This window comes from Streptomyces sp. NPDC030296, from assembly GCF_055572815.1.
This window is the reverse complement of record NZ_JBVICQ010000002.1, coordinates 272056-289316: the sequence shown is the minus strand read 5'-3', so window position 1 is coordinate 289316 and position 17261 is coordinate 272056. Positions and strand designations below refer to the sequence as shown.

Below are 17261 nucleotides of genomic sequence, written 5' to 3'. Positions count from 1 at the left end.
GACCCCGGCGTGCGCCCGCGTGACAGGGAACCGACAGGGGCAACCAGCGGAAATCGGGCGTGAACGGGTGTCCGGGCGACGGAAGTTGTCGTAGGGTCGCCTGGGCCGCCGCGTCGATGCGTGCGGGTGCCATCGGAAATCCGGGGAAGGAAACGCCGGAACAGGGCAACCAAACCCGGAACTCCGGAGTCGGTGTAGCAGAGCGGGAAAGCTGATCCGGAGAGAGTCCGGAGAAGTTGCCCGAGACAGTGTCAAAAGGGAAGAACGCCAAGGCGATCGACCACCGGGGAGGGTTCACTCAATGGCGGCGCAGTTCGGATTGAGGCTCCGCAAGGGGGCGGCCACCACCGCCCTGGCCGCGGCCACGGTAGCGGCACTGGCCGCGTCCCAGGCTCCGGGAGTGACCACCGACAGCGCCGGGAGACAGACCGCCGAGTCACCCTCGCCGGAGGCGACCACCTACTCCGAGGACACCGCGTCGGGCGACGGGCGCTACTACACGGACCTCCCGCCCCTCGACAGCCCCAACCCCTCACCCGGCACGGGTGGCGGCTCGACCACGGTCGGCGGCGGCGAGCGTGGCATCCCCGCGACCGTCCTCGACGCCTACAAGAAGGCCGAGGCGTCCCTGCGCGACTCCAAGCCCGGCTGCAACCTGCCCTGGCAACTGCTCGCCGCAATCGGCAAGGTCGAGTCCGGCCAGGCCCGCGGCGGCCGCGTCGACGCGAGCGGCACGACGATAGGCAAGATCCTCGGCCCCCAGCTCAACGGCAACGGCTTCGCGAACATCAGCGACACCGACAACGGCGCGTACGACGGGGACGCCACCCACGACCGGGCGGTCGGCCCCATGCAGTTCATCCCCTCCACCTGGGAGTGGGCGGGCCGCGACGGCAACAGCGACGGCGCCAAGGACCCCAACAACATCTACGACGCCGCCCTGGCCGCGGGGCACTACCTGTGCCGCTTCAACTGGGACCTGGCCGACTCCGGGAACCTGCGCAGCGCGATCCTCAGCTACAACAACTCGACGGCCTACTACAACACCGTCATGTCGTGGCTGGAGTACTACCGCAAGGGCACCCACGAGATCCCCGACGGCACCGGCTCGCTGCCCCGCACCCCGAGCGACAACGGCGGCGGAACCACCGGCAACGGCAACACCGGGAACAAGGGCGGCTCGGGCAGCGCGAAGCCCAGCCCCAGCCCGACCCCGCCGAACAAGGACAAGCCCGGTGGCGGCAAGCCCGGCGGCGGCTCCACGCCCAAGCCGCCGACCCCGCCCACCCCGCCGACCAAGCCGCCCACCAACACCGACACGGTGCACCACCTGGAGGCCGCGGGCCCGGCGAAGCTCACCGCCACGGCCGGCGCCACCTTCACCGACCGGATCGCCGCCCGCACGGAGACCAAGGCCGGCAAGGCCGTCGCGAAGGTCCGGGTCCGCTTCACCGTCGTCGGCGACACGGACACCACCTTCACCGGCGGCGAGAAGGTCGCCACGGTCGTCACGAACAGCACCGGCAAGGCGACCGCCCCCGGGCTCGTGGCCGGCGAGAAGACCGGCACCGTCACCGTCCGCGCCACCGTCGTGGGCCGCACCGTGGCCGCCCTCGACTACACGGCGACCGTCACCGCCCGCCAGGCCGACGCCCTCGCCCGCACCACCACCACCGAGCTGACCTGCGTGGCGAACGGCGAGTTCGCCGAACAGGTCGCGGTGAAGGCCACCTACAAGGGCGCGGTCGCAGGCAAGGTCGCGGCCACGGCGACCCTCATCAAGTCGCCCCTGGACCCCGCCGAGAACGACAAGGGCCCCTACTTCAAGAACGCCGCCGACGGCAAGCCGCTCCGCACCCTGACGGGCCTGCAGACCGACAAGGACGGCCTGCTCACCCTGCCGAAGCTGTACGCGGACGACGCCCCCGGCACCTACCTCCTCCGCATCGAGACCGAGGGCGGCGCGACCCTCACCGTCGAACTGAAGGTGGAGGCCGCCCCCGCGGAGGCGACCCCCACGGAGTCCGCCTCGCCGAGCGCCGGCGCCTCGCAGTAACCACCGCGCACCCGCCACGACGGCGCCCCTCTTCCGGAGGGGCGCCGTCGTTGTGTGCGCAACGTGTTCTCATCTCACCCGGCCGTTGCTACGGTGCCGGACCTGACGATGTATCAGCTCCCGCTGTCGGCGGGCCCACCGGTCGGGAGGTTCCGCATGCGTGCCCTGATCGCCGCCGCGACCGGCCTCGCCCTGGCGTTCGCGCTGGTCCTCGCGCTCACCGAGCTGGGCACACCGACGGGGGAGACATCCCCGAAACCCCTGCTGACGACGGTGCCCCCGCATCCGTAGCCGAACGGCCGACGTCCACCGAGCTGTCCACGGTCGAACGGCCGACGGAGGCCGCACATCCACAACCGCCCGGGAGGGAGGCCGAGATGCACCGCAGGGCCGGTCTGATCCTGCTCGCGTTCGCCGTGTTCTTCGCCGCGCTGTCCCCGCTGACCCGCTGGTACGCCTTCCCGCGCCTGGCCAAGATCCCCGCCGACCAGTACCAGGACATGGTCCTCGTCGCGAAGGACGCCACCCTCCTCGACTACGGCACGATGACCGAACGCAAGGTCCCCCAGGTCACCATCGTGCAGACCCTCAAGGGGAACGTGGAGGCCTCGGAGCGGATCGAGAGGACGGCGGGCCGCGACGTGGTCGTCTGGGACGGCCTGTCCTATGTCCAGGGCCCCGACGGCGAGATGGTCTCCAAGATCCCCGAGCGCTACATCTTCGACGCCCACACCCAGGAACCCGTCCACGCCAGGGGCGAGATGGTCGACGGCGACCCCGTCCGCCGCGAGGGCCTGGAGTTCAAGTGGCCCTTCCTCACCGAACCCCGCGACTACGAGTACTTCGACGCCCAGGCCCGTGTCACCGCCCCCATCCACTACAAGGGCACCCAGGACTTCCGCGGCGTGGAGGTCTACTACTTCGAGCAGACCATCCCCTGGACCGAGGTCCCCTTCCCCCGGATCATGCCCGTCGAGGGCATCACCCGTGAGACGGTCGCGAAGACCGGCACGACCCGCTGGTACACCACGGTCCGCAAGTTCTGGGTGGAGCCGGTCACCGGAGCCCCCGTGTACGGCGAGGAGATCCACAAGGAGGAACTCCGCGGCGGCACCCTCCTCGGCGACCGCGAGAAGGTGACCGCGTTCGCCGGCCACGTGAAGATGCGCGAGGACTACATCGAACACACCGTCGACCTCGTCACGTCCCAGCGCGTCGTCGTCCTCCTCATGACCTCCTACCTGCCCTGGGGCTTCCTGGGCCTGGGCCTCCTGCTCCTGGCACTCGCCCTCTACGTGGAGGCCCGCGGCCGCAGGGCGGGAGGGCCCGGGGCCGAGGAACCCGTCACCTCCGAGCCGGTCACCGCCTGAGCCGCGCGTTGGTGAACCGGGTCGGCTCGGCCGCCGCCGGGTCCTCCGGCCACGGATGCTTGGGATACCGGCCGCGCAGCTCCGCCCGTACGGCCCGGTACCCGTCCTTCCAGAACGAGGCGAGATCGGCGGTGACGGCGGCGGGCCGCCCGGCGGGCGACAGCAGATGCACGAGCACCGGCACCCCGGCGAGCACGGGCGACGCCTGGAGCCCGAACATCTCCTGCAACTTCACCGCCAGCACCGGCTGCTCGGGCCGCGTGTAGTCGACGCGTATCCGCGACCCGCTCGGCACCTCGATCCGCTCCGGAGCGAGCTCGTCCAGCCGTACGGCGTCCCCGCTCGCCCACGGCAGCAGCCGCCCCAGCGCCTCCCCGGCGTCGATCCGTCCGAGATCCGCCCGCCGCCGGGCACGGCTCAACTCCGGCTCCAGCCAGTCGTCCACGCGCGCGTGCAGGGCACCGTCGGAGACATCGGGCCAGGGCTCACCGAGACGCGCGTGCACGAAGGCGAGCCGCTGCCGCAACGACACGGCGCCCTCCGACCACCGCAGCAGCCCCAGCCCCTCGGTCCGCAACCCCTCCAGCAACGCCGCCCGTACGAGCCCGGATCCGGGTTGCCGGAGCGGCCGTACCGCCAACTCCACGGCCCCCAGCCGCTCCACCCGCCGCGCCACGACATCCCCGTCGCTCCAGCGGACCTCCTCGCCCTCGTCGTGCAGGGCGGCGGCCGCCGATCGCGCCACCTCCTCGTCGACGACGGCGCCGAGCCGCACGCGCGCGTGCCCGGCACCCACCGGCCGGTCCGCCACGGCCACGGCGAGCCACGGGGCGTTCCGCAACCCCGACTCCTCCCCGACCTGCGCCCGAGTCCCGTTGACCATCAGATGGGCCCCCTGCACCGCCTTCGCCACCCGCTCGGGGAAGGCCAGTGCCGCCACGGTCCCCACGAGCCGCTCGTCGGAGTCGGCGGACCGCGCTGGGCTGCCGTCGGCGGGCGGACGGGACGGGCCGGAAGCGTCCCGCTCCGAGGGCGGTGCCGCGGCCGTCCGCAGGCGTCGTACCTCCGCACGCCACCGGCCGGTGTACGCGTCACCGCCGCGCCGGGCCGCACGCAGCGCCGCCAGGAGGTCGTCGCCGTACTCCCGCGGCGGCTCCTCGCTCAGCAGCGCCACGACCTCCGCGGCCCGGTCCGCCCCCACCAGGGGCGCCGCGTCCAGCAGGGCCCGCCCCAGCCGGGGATGCAGGCCCAGCCGCGCCATGCGCGCACCGCGCGAGGTGGCCCGCCCGGTGGCGTCCACCGCGCCGATCGCAGTCAGCACCTCCCGCGCCGCCGCCATCGCCCCACCGGGCGGCGGGTCGAGCAGCGCGAGACCTGAAGCCTCCGGATCACCCCAGCAGGCCGCCTGGAGGGCGAACGCGGTGAGGTCGGCGACCCTGATCTCCGGCGCCGGGAACCGGGGCAGACGGCCGTCCTCGGCCTCGGCCCAGCACCGGTACACCGCACCCGGCGCCTCACGCCCGGCCCGCCCCGCCCGCTGCCGCCCGGCCGCCTGCGACGCCCGTACGGTCGTCAGGGCGCTCAGCCCGCGCGCATGGTCGACCCGCGGTTCCCGGGCCAGCCCGGAGTCGACGACCACCCGGACCCCCGGAACGGTCAGCGACGACTCCGCCACCGCCGTCGCCAGCACCACCCGTCGCCGCTCCCCGCCGGCCAGCACCGTGTCCTGCACGGCCGCCGCCGCCCGCCCGTGCACCTGGAGGACGTCGACGCCGTCGATCTCGCCCAGTTGCCCCGCCACCCGCGCGATCTCGCCCACGCCCGGCAGGAAGCACAACACGTCCCCCGACCGCTCGGCGAGCGCCCGCCGCACCACCGAGGCCACATGCGCCAGCAGCGCCGGATCGACCCGCGTCCCGTGCGGCGGCCGCACCGGACGCGACGGCGGCGCCCACACCACCTCGACGGGATACGACACACCCTGCGCCGCCACGACCGGCGCCCCGCCCAGCAGCCGCGCCCAGCCCTCCGCGTCCGTCGTCGCCGACGCCGCCACCAGCCGCAGCTCGGGTCGCAGCGTCTCCCGCACGTCCAGCAGGAACGCCGCCACCGTGTCCGCGTCCAGATGCCGCTCGTGACACTCGTCGAGCACCACCACGTCGACCCCGGCGAGTTCCTGGTCCCGCTGCAACCGCTGCAGCAGCACACCGGTCGTGACGACCTCCACGCGCGTGTGCCGCCCCACGACCCGCTCGCCGCGCACCGTGTGGCCGACGCTCTCGCCGGGCTTCTCGCCCAGCAGCCACGCCATCCGCCGCGCCGCCGCCCGCGCGGCGATCCGCCGGGGCTCGGCCACGACCACCCGCCGCGCCGGCCCGCCGTCCAGCAGCCCGGCCAGCGCCAGCGGCACCAGCGTCGTCTTGCCGGTGCCGGGCGGCGCGACGAGAACGGCGGTGCCGTGCCCCTCCAGGGCGTCCTTCAGGCCGGGCAGGGCACCGCGCACGGGCAGCGCGTCCAGAGCGTCGTAACGGATCACGCCCTTCAGTGTCGTACGTCCGCCACGCGCGCGTGGGCCGGTACGTGTGCGTGAGCCGGACCTGCGGTCGTGTGCCTCAGTCCCGCGCGCACACGAAGATCGCGGTGCCCGGGATCAGGTTCCCGCGCAGCGGCGACCAGCCGCCCCACTCCGAGGTGTTCCAGGAGGGCCACTCCGGCTCGACCAGGTCGACGAGACGGAGGTCCGCCGCGACGATGTCCCGGACGCGGTCGCCGACCGTCCTGTGGTGCTCCACGTACACGGCCCGCCCCTCCTCGTCCTGCTCGACGTACGGCGTGCGGTCGAAGTACGACGCGGAGACCGACAGACCCTCCGGACCGGGCTCGTCCGGGAACGCCCAGCGGATCGGGTGGGTCACCGAGAACACGAAACGGCCCCCGGGCCGAAGGACGCGGCGGACCTCCCGCAGCACCCGCACGGGGTCCGCGACGAACGGCAGCGCCCCGTACGCCGAGCACGCCAGGTCGAAGGAGGCGTCCGCGAAGGGCAGGTCGCCCGCGTCGGCACACACCAGGGGGAACGATCCGCCGATCCGCAGGGCGTGCTGGAGCTGACGGTGCGAGAGGTCCAGGGCGACGGGCCGGGCCCCCTGTGCGGCGAGCCAGCGGGAGCACTGCGCGGCCCCCGCGCCGATCTCCAGGACGTCCTTGCCCTTCAGCTCCTCCGGCGGCCCGAGCAGCTCCGCCTCGATCTCGTCGAGCCCCTCCGGACCCCAGACGAACCGGTCGTCGCCGAGGAACGTGCCGTGCTCGACCTGGTAGTCGTCCGCGTTCCGGTCCCACCAGCCCCGGTTGGCCCGGGAGCTCTCCGCCACCCCGGCCGCGCGCCGGGTGGCCTCGGGCTCGTCGGCATCGGGGGAGCCGACGGTCGCGGGGGCGGTGGAGATTTCGTGGACATCGCGCTCTTGGATGATCGGCTCCCTCGTCGTACTCTTCCGTAACCCGAGTGGCGCGACGGCCTCAGAATCGCGTCACGGAAGGTGTGTCCCAGGCCTGCGTGGCCTCATGGGACGGGATTTGTGCCGGGTATGCGGCGTTCCGCCCCGGGTGGTGCGCCTTCGCGCATTGACCCTGCCTGGCTGCCCCCGTATGCTACAAGTTGCGCTGCGGGCCTGCGCACCTCAGACGTAGCAGGCTGCGCTCGCATCTGTTGTATGTCCCCTCGGTTGTCGAGGCGCCACCAGCGGTTTTGTGTGGCGCTTCCTTGGCTGTCCGGCTTCTGCAGAGCGAAACGGGCTCCCGGCGTAAGCAGTACCTACGACTTCAATGTCCGTACCGGAGCCCTTTCCCACATGACGAGCAGCACCGAGACCACCGCCACCACCCCGCAGGTAGCGGTCAACGACATCGGTAACGAGGAAGCCTTCCTCGCCGCGATCGACGAGACGATCAAGTACTTCAACGACGGCGACATCGTCGACGGCGTCATCGTGAAGGTCGACCGGGACGAGGTCCTGCTCGACATCGGTTACAAGACCGAAGGCGTTATCCCGAGCCGCGAGCTTTCGATCAAGCACGACGTCGACCCCAACGAGGTCGTCGCCGTCGGTGACGAGATCGAGGCCCTGGTCCTCCAGAAGGAGGACAAGGAAGGCCGCCTGATCCTCTCGAAGAAGCGCGCCCAGTACGAGCGTGCCTGGGGCACCATCGAGAAGATCAAGGAAGAGGACGGGATCGTCACCGGTACCGTCATCGAGGTCGTCAAGGGTGGTCTCATCCTCGACATCGGCCTCCGCGGCTTCCTCCCGGCCTCTCTCGTCGAGATGCGCCGCGTCCGTGACCTCCAGCCCTACGTGGGCAAGGAGCTCGAGGCCAAGATCATCGAGCTGGACAAGAACCGCAACAACGTGGTCCTGTCCCGCCGTGCCTGGCTGGAGCAGACCCAGTCCGAGGTCCGCCAGACGTTCCTCACGACCCTCCAGAAGGGTCAGGTCCGTTCCGGTGTGGTCTCCTCGATCGTCAACTTCGGTGCCTTCGTGGACCTGGGTGGCGTCGACGGTCTGGTCCACGTCTCCGAGCTGTCCTGGAAGCACATCGACCACCCCTCCGAGGTCGTCGAGGTCGGCCAGGAGGTCACGGTCGAGGTCCTCGACGTCGACATGGACCGCGAGCGCGTCTCCCTGTCGCTGAAGGCGACCCAGGAAGACCCGTGGCAGCAGTTCGCCCGCACCCACCAGATCGGCCAGGTCGTGCCCGGCAAGGTCACGAAGCTGGTTCCGTTCGGTGCGTTCGTCCGCGTGGACGAGGGCATCGAGGGTCTGGTCCACATCTCCGAGCTGGCCGAGCGCCACGTGGAGATCCCGGAGCAGGTCGTCCAGGTCAACGACGAGATCTTCGTCAAGGTCATCGACATCGACCTCGAGCGCCGGCGCATCAGCCTCTCGCTGAAGCAGGCCAACGAGTCCTTCGGTGCCGACCCGGCCTCGGTCGAGTTCGACCCGACCCTGTACGGCATGGCCGCGTCCTACGACGACCAGGGCAACTACATCTACCCCGAGGGCTTCGACCCCGAGACCAACGACTGGCTCGAGGGCTACGAGAAGCAGCGCGAGGAGTGGGAGCGCCAGTACGCGGAGGCGCAGACCCGCTTCGAGCAGCACCAGCAGCAGGTCATCAAGAGCCGCGAGGCCGACGCCGCTGCCGCTGCCGAGGGTGGCGACGCCGCGGGTGCGGCTCCGGCCGCGGGTGGCGGTTCGTACTCCTCCGAGGGCGCGGACACCTCCGGTGCGCTGGCCTCGGACGAGGCGCTCGCCGCACTGCGCGAGAAGCTGGCCGGCGGCCAGAGCTGACCGCTCGCCGCTGAGGCACAGCCGATAACACGTCGGGCCCGCATCCCCTCCGGGGGGTGCGGGCCCGACGTGTGTGCGTGAACCGCACTTCTCGACCGGCTCCGGGAATGCCGGGCCCCCCGTACGGCGTTGGGACGTACGAACACGAGGAGGAGCGGTCACAGTGCTTGATCCGCAGGGTTTGTACGCATGGGAGCCGAAGGGCCTGGCAGTCGTCGACATGGCGCTGGCCCAGGAGTCGGCGGGACTTGTCATGCTCTACCACTTCGACGGATACATCGACGCGGGCGAGACCGGCGACCAGATCGTCGACCGGCTCCTCGGCTCGCTGCCCCACCAGGTCGTCGCCCGCTTCGACCACGACCGGCTCGTGGACTACCGGGCCCGGCGCCCGCTGCTGACGTTCAAGCGTGACCGCTGGACCGACTACGAGGAGCCGAGCCTGGACGTGCGCCTCGTCCAGGACGCCACGGGGGCGCCCTTCCTGCTGCTGTCCGGCCCCGAGCCCGACGTGGAGTGGGAGCGTTTCGCCAAGGCCGTCCAGCAGATCGTGGAGCGGCTCGGCGTCCGCCTCTCCGTGAACTTCCACGGCATCCCCATGGGCGTGCCCCACACCCGGCCCGTCGGCCTCACCCCGCACGGCAACCGTGCCGAGCTGGTCCCCGGACACCGCAGCCCCTTCGAGGAGGCCCAGGTCCCCGGCAGCGCCGAGGCCCTCGTGGAGTACCGCCTCATGGAGGCCGGCCACGACGTGCTGGGCGTCGCCGCGCACGTCCCGCACTACATCGCCCGCTCCCCGTACCCGGACGCCGCCCTCACCGTCCTGGAGGCCGTCACCGCCGCCACCGGCCTGGTCCTGCCGAGCGTCGCGCACGCCCTGCGCACGGAGGCCCACCGCACGCAGACCGAGATCGACCGGCAGATCCGCGAGGGCGACGACGAACTGGTCGCCCTCGTCCAGGGCCTCGAGCACCAGTACGACGCCGCTGCGGGGGCCGAGACGCGGGGCAACATGCTCGCCGAGCCCGTCGAGATCCCCTCCGCCGACGAGATCGGCCTCGAGTTCGAGAAGTTCCTGGCGGAACGGGAGGGCGAGGGCTGACGCCCACTTCTCCACCAGCAGTGGGAGGCCCGCGCGGATCGGGCCTCCCACTGCTCTGTGCGGGGCTTTCGCCCACCCCCTAAGCTGCCGGGCATGCTGAAAGTGGGTCTGACCGGCGGTATCGGCGCCGGCAAGAGCGAGGTGTCCCGGCTGCTCGTGGAGCACGGGGCCGTGCTGATCGACGCGGACCGGATCGCGCGCGAGGTCGTCGCCCCCGGCACACCCGGGCTCGCGGCGGTCGTGGACGCCTTCGGTGAGGACGTGCTCGCGCCGGACGGCAGCCTTGACCGCCCCAAGCTGGGCTCCCTGGTGTTCGCCGACCCCGACAAGCTCGCCACGCTGAACGCGATCGTGCATCCCCTCGTCGGCGCCCGCTCCCGGGAACTGGAGCACGCCGCCGCGCCGGACGCGGTCGTCGTCCACGACGTCCCGCTCCTCACCGAGAACGGCCTCGCCCCCCTGTACGACCTGGTCATCGTCGTGGACGTGCCCACGGAGACCCAGCTCGACCGGCTCGTCCGGCTGCGCGGCATGACGGAGGAGGACGCCCGCGCACGGATGGCCGCCCAGGCCACGCGCGACCAGCGCCGCGAGATCGCCGACATCGTCATCGACAACGACGTCCCCCTGGAGGACCTGCGGCGACGCGTCCGGGAGGTCTGGGCCGACCTGGAGCGCAGAGCACACCAGCCCCGGGAGCGGTCCGAACTCGCACAGGAATAGCGCACCCCCAGGGGGCGTTGAACCGTCCCAGCAAGGGAAGGACTCAGCCGTGCCCGAGACCAGCGGTTCCACCGGACGTACCCCGGAGACGCACGTCATCGACTTCCGCGCGGCCGAGCGGCTCCTCACGGCGAACGACCCGCAGGGCGCCGTCAAGCTGCTCGACCGGGTCATCGCCGAACACCCCGAGAACACGGCGGCCCGTCTGCTGCGCGCCCGTGCCTTCTTCGCCGCCGCGCAACTGCGGCCGGCAGAACTGGAGTTCACGATCGTCCTGGAGCGCGAGCCGGACAACGCGTACGCGCACTACGCGCTCGCCCGCACCTACCAGCGGCAGGCCCGCCCCGACCAGGCCAAACGCCACTTCCGGCTGGCCGCGGCGCTCGATCCGAACCCGCAGTACCTGGAAGCCGCGCGGTTCGACTCCTGACGGCCGCCGGAGTGCTTGACGCGCCGCCGCTACGGGTGGCGCGGGTCCGGCGGCTGGTAGGGCGGGACCTCGCGGCCCGGCTGATAGTGCGGGCCTTCGCGCATATGGCGCATGATCACCGCGGCGTCGACGGCGGCGATCAGGAACACCGCACCGCAGACGGCCGCCCAGCCGGGGCGGCCGACGAGTGAGAAGGCCACGGTCCCCAGGACCGCCCAGATCGCACCCCACACGCTCATCCAGAGCCGCATCCGCAGCGGACTGCGCGCCGTCCTCGGTTCACTGCCCGTACGCATCAGAACCACGCCTCCCGCTCACTCGGCCGCCCTTTCCGACCTTCTGAACCTCCTGCTCCCATGTGCCCTCTTTCGCTGTTCTCGTCTTCTTCGTCCTACTCGGAAACGTACTCTCCGGCTCGTGCGTTCTCCAGAAGACGGTGTGGAGTGACGGGGGAGGCCGAAGGTGCTCTGGGATGTGGTGCGGGCGGACGAGAGGCTCGCCGAGTGGCTCAAGGAGCTGGAGGAGGACGACGAGGAGGCGCCGGACGTGCCCCCGGCGTGGCTGCCGGACGCCGAGGAGCTCCCGGACGTCCTGCAGGACCTGGCCGTGCCGTACGAGGACGTCAACGACCTGGTCGCGCTGCGCCGGACGCTGACGGACGACGCGGAGGCGACCGCGCTCCTCGGACGGTGCGTACGGGGTCTCGTACGGGACATGGGGAAGATCGGCAAAGGGCTGAGACTGCGGCCGTTTCCTCTGGAGTCCGGTCCGCTGGGCCGCTACTTCCCGGTGTACGTCCTCGTCGCCGCCCTGCCGTACGTGCGCGCGTACCACCGTGAGCGGGGCATCCCCGAGGACATCTCCCGGCGCACCCTCGCGGACGTGGGCCGGGGCCTCGTGCTGCACCGCCGGAGGTACGGGGTGGGCGGGCTCGTGGCACCCGGCTGGTTCTCGCTCCACTTCCACGGGGAACTGTTCCAGCTCGGGCGGCTGCAGTTCCAGCGGACCCGGCTGGGCGGCCGGGAGGGCGTCGCGCTCGCGGCGGCCGGCCTGGCGCTGCGCCCCGGAGAGCACTGCCTCGACCTGCACATACCCGACTACGCCGGCCCTCTGACACCGGAGGCGTGCGACCGGTCGCTCGCGCTCGCCCGGGAGTTCTTCCCGAGGCACTTCCCGGCGGAGCGCCACACCGCCGCCTGCTGCCACTCGTGGCTGCTCGACCCGCAGCTGAAGCGGTATCTGCCGGCGGACTCCAACATCGTCCGCTTCCAGGAGCGGTTCCACATCACCTGCGGGAACAGCGAACCCCACGACGACCTGCCCCTGCGTTTCGTGTTCGGCGACCCGGACCTGCCGGTGGGGACACTGCCCCGCCGGACACGTCTCGAACGGGCCGTCGGAGACCATCTGCGGGCGGGAGGGCACTGGTACAGCGGGCACGGATGGTTCAGGTTCACCCCATCGGGTGAGGGGTGAGCGGAACGGCCCGCGTCTGCCCGGCCGTTGAACGGATATGAGCATCCAGACGCGTGAGGGATTCCAGGGGACGGGGCCGGGGGCGATCACCCCGGACGGCTGCGCGGTCGAGGTGTACACACGACTGCCGGTGGGTGACGAGCCGGAGGTGATCGCCGCCGCAGCGCCCGCGGGCGCGACCATTCTCGAACTGGGCAGCGGCGTGGGGCGCATGACCCACCCACTGATCGAACGGGGCTTCACGGTCACCGCCGTGGACGAGTCGGCGGAGATGCTGGAGCGGGTGCGCGGGGCGCGGACGATATGCAGCCCCATCGAGGAACTGGACCTGGGCGAGAAGTTCGACGTGGTGCTGCTCGCGTCGTTCCTCGTCCACACCGGGGATCCCCAGCTGCGCCGCGGGTTGCTCGCCACATGCCTGCGGCACGTCGCGGACGACGGCATCGTGCTGATCCAGCGCGAGGGGGAGGACTACCACACGGATGTACCCCGGGAGCGGGTCGACCCTCGTGGTTTCACGGTCCGTATCGCGTCGAGCGAGCCGGTGGGGGACGGGGTCCGCTCCGTGCACGCCGAGTACCACTTCCCGGACGGCGAGTGGACCCAGACGTTCCGGGTGCGGCCGATGACGAAGGAGCAGTTCGAGGAGGCGCTGGGAGAGTCAGGGCTGAGGGTGGACCGGTATCTGACGGAGGATCGGACGTGGGTGCGGGCGGTGCCGGTGGGGTGAGAGGGCGGGCGCGGGCGAGACGGCTGATGGGGCATGTGGTGAGACGGCTGACAGGGCGCGTGGCGTCCGAGTGATGTCGCGCGAAAATCCGCTCGGGACCGATGAGTTCGGGGGAGGACGCCGGTCTGTCTCTGTGACAGGCACGACGCACCGCTTCCCACAGGAGACCTCATGTCCGAGACCACCGCTCCCACCTCCGGAGTCGCCACCGCTACTGCCCATGCCCATGCCACTGCCGCGGTCACGGCCCCGGCTTCCGGCACCGGCACGAAGGGCAGGGCACGCAGCCGATGGGCCCGGATCTCGCTGGGCGCACTGCAGATCGTGCTCGCGCTGTTCTTCGCGGTGGCGAGCGCACTGCCCAAGCTGATCGCACACCCGTCGGCCGCCGAGTCCTTCGAGACGCTCGGCTGGGGCAGCACGGGCATGTACACCATCGGCGCGCTCGAACTGGCGGGAGCGATCGGGCTGGTGATCCCCGCGCTGGCCTCGGTCGCGGGGGTGTCGTTGAGCGCGCTGATGGTGGGGGCGTTCATCACCCAGGTCGCCGTCTTCGACGGGCAGTACGCGGCGACCCCGCTGATCCTGATGGTGCCGCTGCTCGTCATCGCCTGGGCACGACGGCAGGACGTGGCCGGACTGAAGCGGCTGCTGCGACGGACGGCGTGATCCCCGGGGCGCGGTGCGCGGCGCGATGGAGCCGGGTACCGCCGGCCGCCGTCAGTCGTCGCGGCGGGCGCGGGCGGCGTTCGCGGAGTCGGTGAGGCCCCGGAGGCGCTCGAGGTCCCGGCGGTCGCGCTTGGTGGGGCGACCGGCTCCCCGGTCGCGGATACCGGCGGGGGCGATGGCCTCGCGAGGCGGGGGCGGCGGCGAGTTGTCCACATAGCACTCGGCGGCGACAGGCGCGCCGACCCGCTTACGGATCAGACGCTTGACCACGACGATCCGCTCATGCCCACCGGCCTGGCGCAGCCGTACCTCGTCGCCGACACGCACCGCGTACGCCGGCTTGACCCGCTCGCCGTTGACGCGGACGTGCCCACCCCGGCAGGCCGTCGCCCCCATGGAGCGGGTCTTGACCAAGCGGACGGACCAGATCCAGCTGTCGATGCGCACGGTCTCGCCGCTCGTGGGCCGCGCGGCCTCGGCGGCGGCCGCCGCGGCGCCGGGATCCCGGTGCGTGGTGCCAGGGCCGCCCGTCCGCTCGCCCGTACCTTCAGAAGCCATGCATCGACCTTAGCTCCCCGGTGCCGACGGGGGAGGAGATCACAGACCGTACCGTGGAGACATGCGCAGCGGTGACGGCGGCGGTGGCGGTGACGGTGGCCGGGATGGTGGCGGCGTGGGCGGAGGGCACTCCGGGCTCGACGGTGGGAGCGGGCTGGACGCGCTAGACGCCCGGATCACCGGATGCCGGGCCTGCCCCCGGCTGGTCGCCTGGCGGGAAGAGGTGGCGCGGACCAAGCGGGCCGCGTTCGCCGACCAGGAGTACTGGGGCCGTCCGGTGCCCGGTTTCGGACCGTCCGACGCGGCGCTGCTGATCGTCGGGCTCGCCCCCGCCGCGCACGGCGCGAACCGCACCGGGCGGATGTTCACCGGCGACCGCTCGGGCGACGTGCTGTACGCGGCGCTGCACGACGTGGGCCTCGCCTCGCGCGGCACCGCGGTCGGCGTCGACGACGGCCTGGAACTCCACGGCGTACGGATCACCTCACCCGTGCACTGCGCGCCGCCCGCCAACCGGCCGACTCCCGAGGAACGCGACACGTGCCGACCGTGGCTGGTCAGTGAGCTGGAGCTGCTGCGGCCCTCGTTGCGGGCCGTGGTCGCCCTCGGTGCGTTCGGCTGGCAGGCCGCGTTGCCCGCGCTCGCCGAGGCGGGCTGGCGGGTGCCCCGGCCCCGACCGGTCTTCGGCCACGGCACCCGCGTACCGCTCGACGGACTCGATCTCTTCGGCTGCTTCCACGTCAGCCAGCGCAACACGTTCACCGGCCGGCTGACCCCGGACATGCTCCGGGACGTCCTGCGCACGGCGGCCGAAGCGGCCGGGCTGAGCGTCACCTCGTAGGGCCGCGAGCGGTCCACCGGGCTTGGCCGGCCCCTCTGCGGGGCGGCGGAAAAGCGGCTGCCGATGGTGTCGTACGCCGTCTAGGGTCGCGCAATGCCTCTGTATCCCGAGATCGAACCGTACGACCGCGGCATGCTCGACGTCGGTGACGGCAACCACGTGTACTGGGAGGTCTGCGGGAACCCGCGGGGCAAGCCCGCGCTGGTGCTGCACGGCGGGCCAGGATCCCAGGCGGGCCCCTGGTTCCGGCGCCTGTTCGACCCCGGCGCGTACCGGATCGTGCTGCTGGACCAGCGCGGCTGCGGGCGTTCGACGCCGCCGGCGAGCGCGTACGAGACGGACATGAGCGTCAACACGACGCCGCGTCTCCTCGCCGATCTGGAGCTGCTGCGACGGCACCTCGGGATCGAGCGCTGGCTGGTGTGGGGTGTGTCGTGGGGCTCGGTGCTGGGGTTGCGGTACGCGCAGACGCATCCGGGTGCGGTGTCCGAGCTGGTGCTGACGGGGGTCGCGTCGGGCTCCGAGGCCGAGGTCGCCCTGCTGACCCGGGGGCTCGGTCAGTACTTCCCGGAGGCGTTCGAACGGTTCCTCGCCGGGCTGCCCGAGGGCGAGCGGGACGGCAACCTCGCCGCCGCCTACCACCGGCTGCTCGAGTCGCCCGACGCGGAGGTACGGGCGCGGGCAGCGAGGGCCTGGACCGACTGGGAGACGGCCATCGCGGCACAGCCGCCCCGCTCCGTGCCGCGCTACGAGGACCCCGTGTTCCGCTACGGCTTCGCCCGCACCGTCACCCACTACTGGGGCAACGGCCACTTCCTCGACGAGGGCAGCGGGGGCGGTGCGGTGGGCGAAGGCGGTGCGGGAGACGACGGTGTCGTGCTGCGGGACGTGCGACTGCTCAAGGGCGTCCCCGGCACCCTCGTACAGGGCAGCCTCGACCCCGGAAACCTCCTCGGCATCGTCTGGCGCCTCCACCACGCCTGGCCCGGCAGCGAGTTGGTCCTCATCGACGACGTGGGCCACAACGCGGGCGCGCCGGACATGGCACAGGCCCTGGTGGATGCGACGGACAAGTACGCCAAGGGGTGAGACGGCGGGGGCGGGAGCGGACGGGGGCGGGGAGCGTGGGTCTCGCCCAGTTCCTTCTGCCTTCCGCCACCACGTCCGTCCCCCTAGTCTTCCCCTCCGCCTCCGCCTTTGCCCCCGCCCTCGTCCCCCGTCTCGTCCTCCTCGAAGAGGTGCCGCACGGTGGAGCGGTAGTTGGTCCGTACGTGGGTGAGGGCGTGGGTCCGGGCGCGGTCGGGGTCGCCGGAGGCGATCGCCTCGTACAGCTCGCGGTGTTCGGTGAGCAGCTGCGGCCACTCCGTGTTCTGGCGGGTGAGCCAGCGCAGACGGCCGTCGACCGGCTCCATGACGGAGATGAGCAGGCTGTTGCCGGCCATGGCGAGGACACGGTCGTGGAAGCGCGTGTTGATGTCGGTGATCGCCTCGGCGTCCCCGGCACGGGTGGCGGCCGCCGCCTGATCGAGCAGGGCCGACAGCTCGGTCAGGCTCTCCGGGGTGGCGCGGGTGGCGGCGAGCCCGGCGGCGTACACCTCCAACGCCTCGCGCAGTTCGAAGAGTTCCGCGACATCCGCCCTGGTGAGACGACGGACCACTGTGCGGCGTGGCGTCTCGAAGAGGACGAAGCCCTCGGCGACCAGCGCGCGGATCGCCTCGCGGACCGGGACCCGTGAGACCCCGAAACGATCGGCCAGCTCGCGCTCGACCAGCCGGTCGCCCGGACGGAGCCGGCCCGCGATGATGTCCTGCCGCAGGGTCCCCAGCACACGCTCGCGCACCGCGCCGAGAGGACCGAGGGTTTCGATCTTCGCTCCGTCAGGAGCCAGGGAGCTCATGAGGCCATCCTCGCCGACGCCCGAGGCGTTTTACGGCTCGTTAACAACAGCGACATCGGCCCG

Annotated in this window: 17 protein-coding genes; 12 read left to right on the top strand and 5 right to left on the bottom strand. The window is 72.0% G+C overall.

Annotation, left to right across the window (positions count from 1 at the left end; all coding sequences use genetic code 11):
• Positions 1 to 301: 301 nt before the first annotated feature.
• The 3 genes from ACZ4Z3_RS05275 to pgfA all read left to right on the top strand — a co-directional run bounded on the left by ACZ4Z3_RS05275 (position 302) and on the right by pgfA (position 3426).
• Complete coding sequence (locus tag ACZ4Z3_RS05275) at positions 302 to 2056, top strand: lytic transglycosylase domain-containing protein (RefSeq protein WP_468499752.1); 1755 nt, start codon at positions 302 to 304, stop codon at positions 2054 to 2056.
• 156 nt (positions 2057 to 2212) lie between these two features.
• A complete protein-coding gene (locus ACZ4Z3_RS05270; RefSeq protein WP_107099360.1) occupies positions 2213 to 2347 on the top strand; it encodes an SPW_0924 family protein in 135 nt (44 codons plus the stop codon).
• A gap of 86 nt (positions 2348 to 2433) precedes the next feature.
• Positions 2434 to 3426 carry a cell envelope lipid trafficking protein PgfA gene (gene pgfA / locus ACZ4Z3_RS05265; RefSeq protein ID WP_468499751.1) on the top strand — a complete coding sequence of 331 codons (993 nt, stop codon included), beginning with the start codon at positions 2434 to 2436 and terminating at the stop codon, positions 3424 to 3426.
• Here the strand turns inward: pgfA and hrpB are convergent.
• Positions 3416 to 5962 (bottom strand): ATP-dependent helicase HrpB, encoded by a 2547-nt coding sequence (gene hrpB / locus ACZ4Z3_RS05260; RefSeq protein WP_468499750.1) that lies wholly within the window; start codon positions 5960 to 5962, stop codon positions 3416 to 3418. The two genes, pgfA and hrpB, sit on opposite strands and share 11 nt — an antisense overlap.
• A gap of 76 nt (positions 5963 to 6038) precedes the next feature.
• Positions 6039 to 6896 (bottom strand): class I SAM-dependent methyltransferase, encoded by an 858-nt coding sequence (locus ACZ4Z3_RS05255; protein WP_468500202.1) that lies wholly within the window; start codon positions 6894 to 6896, stop codon positions 6039 to 6041.
• Between the two features lie 378 nt (positions 6897 to 7274).
• Between ACZ4Z3_RS05255 and rpsA the strand changes: the two genes are divergently transcribed.
• The 4 genes from rpsA (at position 7275) to ACZ4Z3_RS05235 (ending at position 11026) form a co-directional block, all read left to right on the top strand.
• Positions 7275 to 8771, top strand: coding sequence for a 30S ribosomal protein S1 (rpsA, locus tag ACZ4Z3_RS05250; RefSeq protein ID WP_031166273.1), 1497 nt, complete (start codon positions 7275 to 7277; stop codon positions 8769 to 8771).
• Positions 8772 to 8934: 163 nt separating this feature from the next.
• Positions 8935 to 9873, top strand: coding sequence for a PAC2 family protein (locus ACZ4Z3_RS05245; RefSeq protein WP_055539512.1), 939 nt, complete (start codon positions 8935 to 8937; stop codon positions 9871 to 9873).
• Positions 9874 to 9966: 93 nt separating this feature from the next.
• Entirely contained in the window at positions 9967 to 10596 is a 630-nt protein-coding gene (gene coaE / locus ACZ4Z3_RS05240; RefSeq protein ID WP_468499749.1) for a dephospho-CoA kinase, read from the top strand.
• 49 nt (positions 10597 to 10645) lie between these two features.
• The gene (locus ACZ4Z3_RS05235) at positions 10646 to 11026 is read left to right on the top strand and encodes a tetratricopeptide repeat protein (protein ID WP_055539514.1); all 381 of its coding nucleotides are present in this window, start codon (positions 10646 to 10648) and stop codon (positions 11024 to 11026) included.
• A gap of 29 nt (positions 11027 to 11055) precedes the next feature.
• Here ACZ4Z3_RS05235 and ACZ4Z3_RS05230 read toward each other — a convergent pair whose 3' ends face one another.
• Complete coding sequence (locus ACZ4Z3_RS05230; protein ID WP_468499748.1) at positions 11056 to 11322, bottom strand: DUF6343 family protein; 267 nt, start codon at positions 11320 to 11322, stop codon at positions 11056 to 11058.
• A gap of 166 nt (positions 11323 to 11488) precedes the next feature.
• Here ACZ4Z3_RS05230 and ACZ4Z3_RS05225 point away from each other — a divergent pair, with 166 nt between their 5' ends.
• The 3 genes from ACZ4Z3_RS05225 (at position 11489) to ACZ4Z3_RS05215 (ending at position 13901) form a co-directional block, all read left to right on the top strand.
• Positions 11489 to 12502: an acyltransferase domain-containing protein gene (locus ACZ4Z3_RS05225; protein ID WP_468499747.1), complete on the top strand. Its 1014-nt coding sequence runs from the start codon at positions 11489 to 11491 to the stop codon at positions 12500 to 12502.
• Positions 12503 to 12539: 37 nt separating this feature from the next.
• Positions 12540 to 13232 carry a class I SAM-dependent methyltransferase gene (locus ACZ4Z3_RS05220; protein ID WP_468499746.1) on the top strand — a complete coding sequence of 231 codons (693 nt, stop codon included), beginning with the start codon at positions 12540 to 12542 and terminating at the stop codon, positions 13230 to 13232.
• 171 nt (positions 13233 to 13403) lie between these two features.
• Positions 13404 to 13901, top strand: coding sequence for a DoxX family protein (locus tag ACZ4Z3_RS05215; RefSeq protein WP_468499745.1), 498 nt, complete (start codon positions 13404 to 13406; stop codon positions 13899 to 13901).
• A gap of 51 nt (positions 13902 to 13952) precedes the next feature.
• Here ACZ4Z3_RS05215 and ACZ4Z3_RS05210 read toward each other — a convergent pair whose 3' ends face one another.
• A complete protein-coding gene (locus tag ACZ4Z3_RS05210; protein WP_468499744.1) occupies positions 13953 to 14459 on the bottom strand; it encodes an RNA-binding S4 domain-containing protein in 507 nt (168 codons plus the stop codon).
• 61 nt (positions 14460 to 14520) lie between these two features.
• Here ACZ4Z3_RS05210 and ACZ4Z3_RS05205 point away from each other — a divergent pair, with 61 nt between their 5' ends.
• Both ACZ4Z3_RS05205 and pip read left to right on the top strand, forming a co-directional pair.
• Complete coding sequence (locus tag ACZ4Z3_RS05205; protein WP_468499743.1) at positions 14521 to 15300, top strand: uracil-DNA glycosylase; 780 nt, start codon at positions 14521 to 14523, stop codon at positions 15298 to 15300.
• Positions 15301 to 15393: 93 nt separating this feature from the next.
• Entirely contained in the window at positions 15394 to 16389 is a 996-nt protein-coding gene (pip, locus tag ACZ4Z3_RS05200) for a prolyl aminopeptidase (RefSeq protein ID WP_468499742.1), read from the top strand.
• An 83-nt stretch (positions 16390 to 16472) separates the two neighbouring features.
• On the opposite strand, the gene ACZ4Z3_RS05195 is transcribed toward pip, so the two are convergent.
• Positions 16473 to 17198 (bottom strand): GntR family transcriptional regulator, encoded by a 726-nt coding sequence (locus ACZ4Z3_RS05195; protein ID WP_468499741.1) that lies wholly within the window; start codon positions 17196 to 17198, stop codon positions 16473 to 16475.
• Positions 17199 to 17261 lie beyond the last annotated feature (63 nt).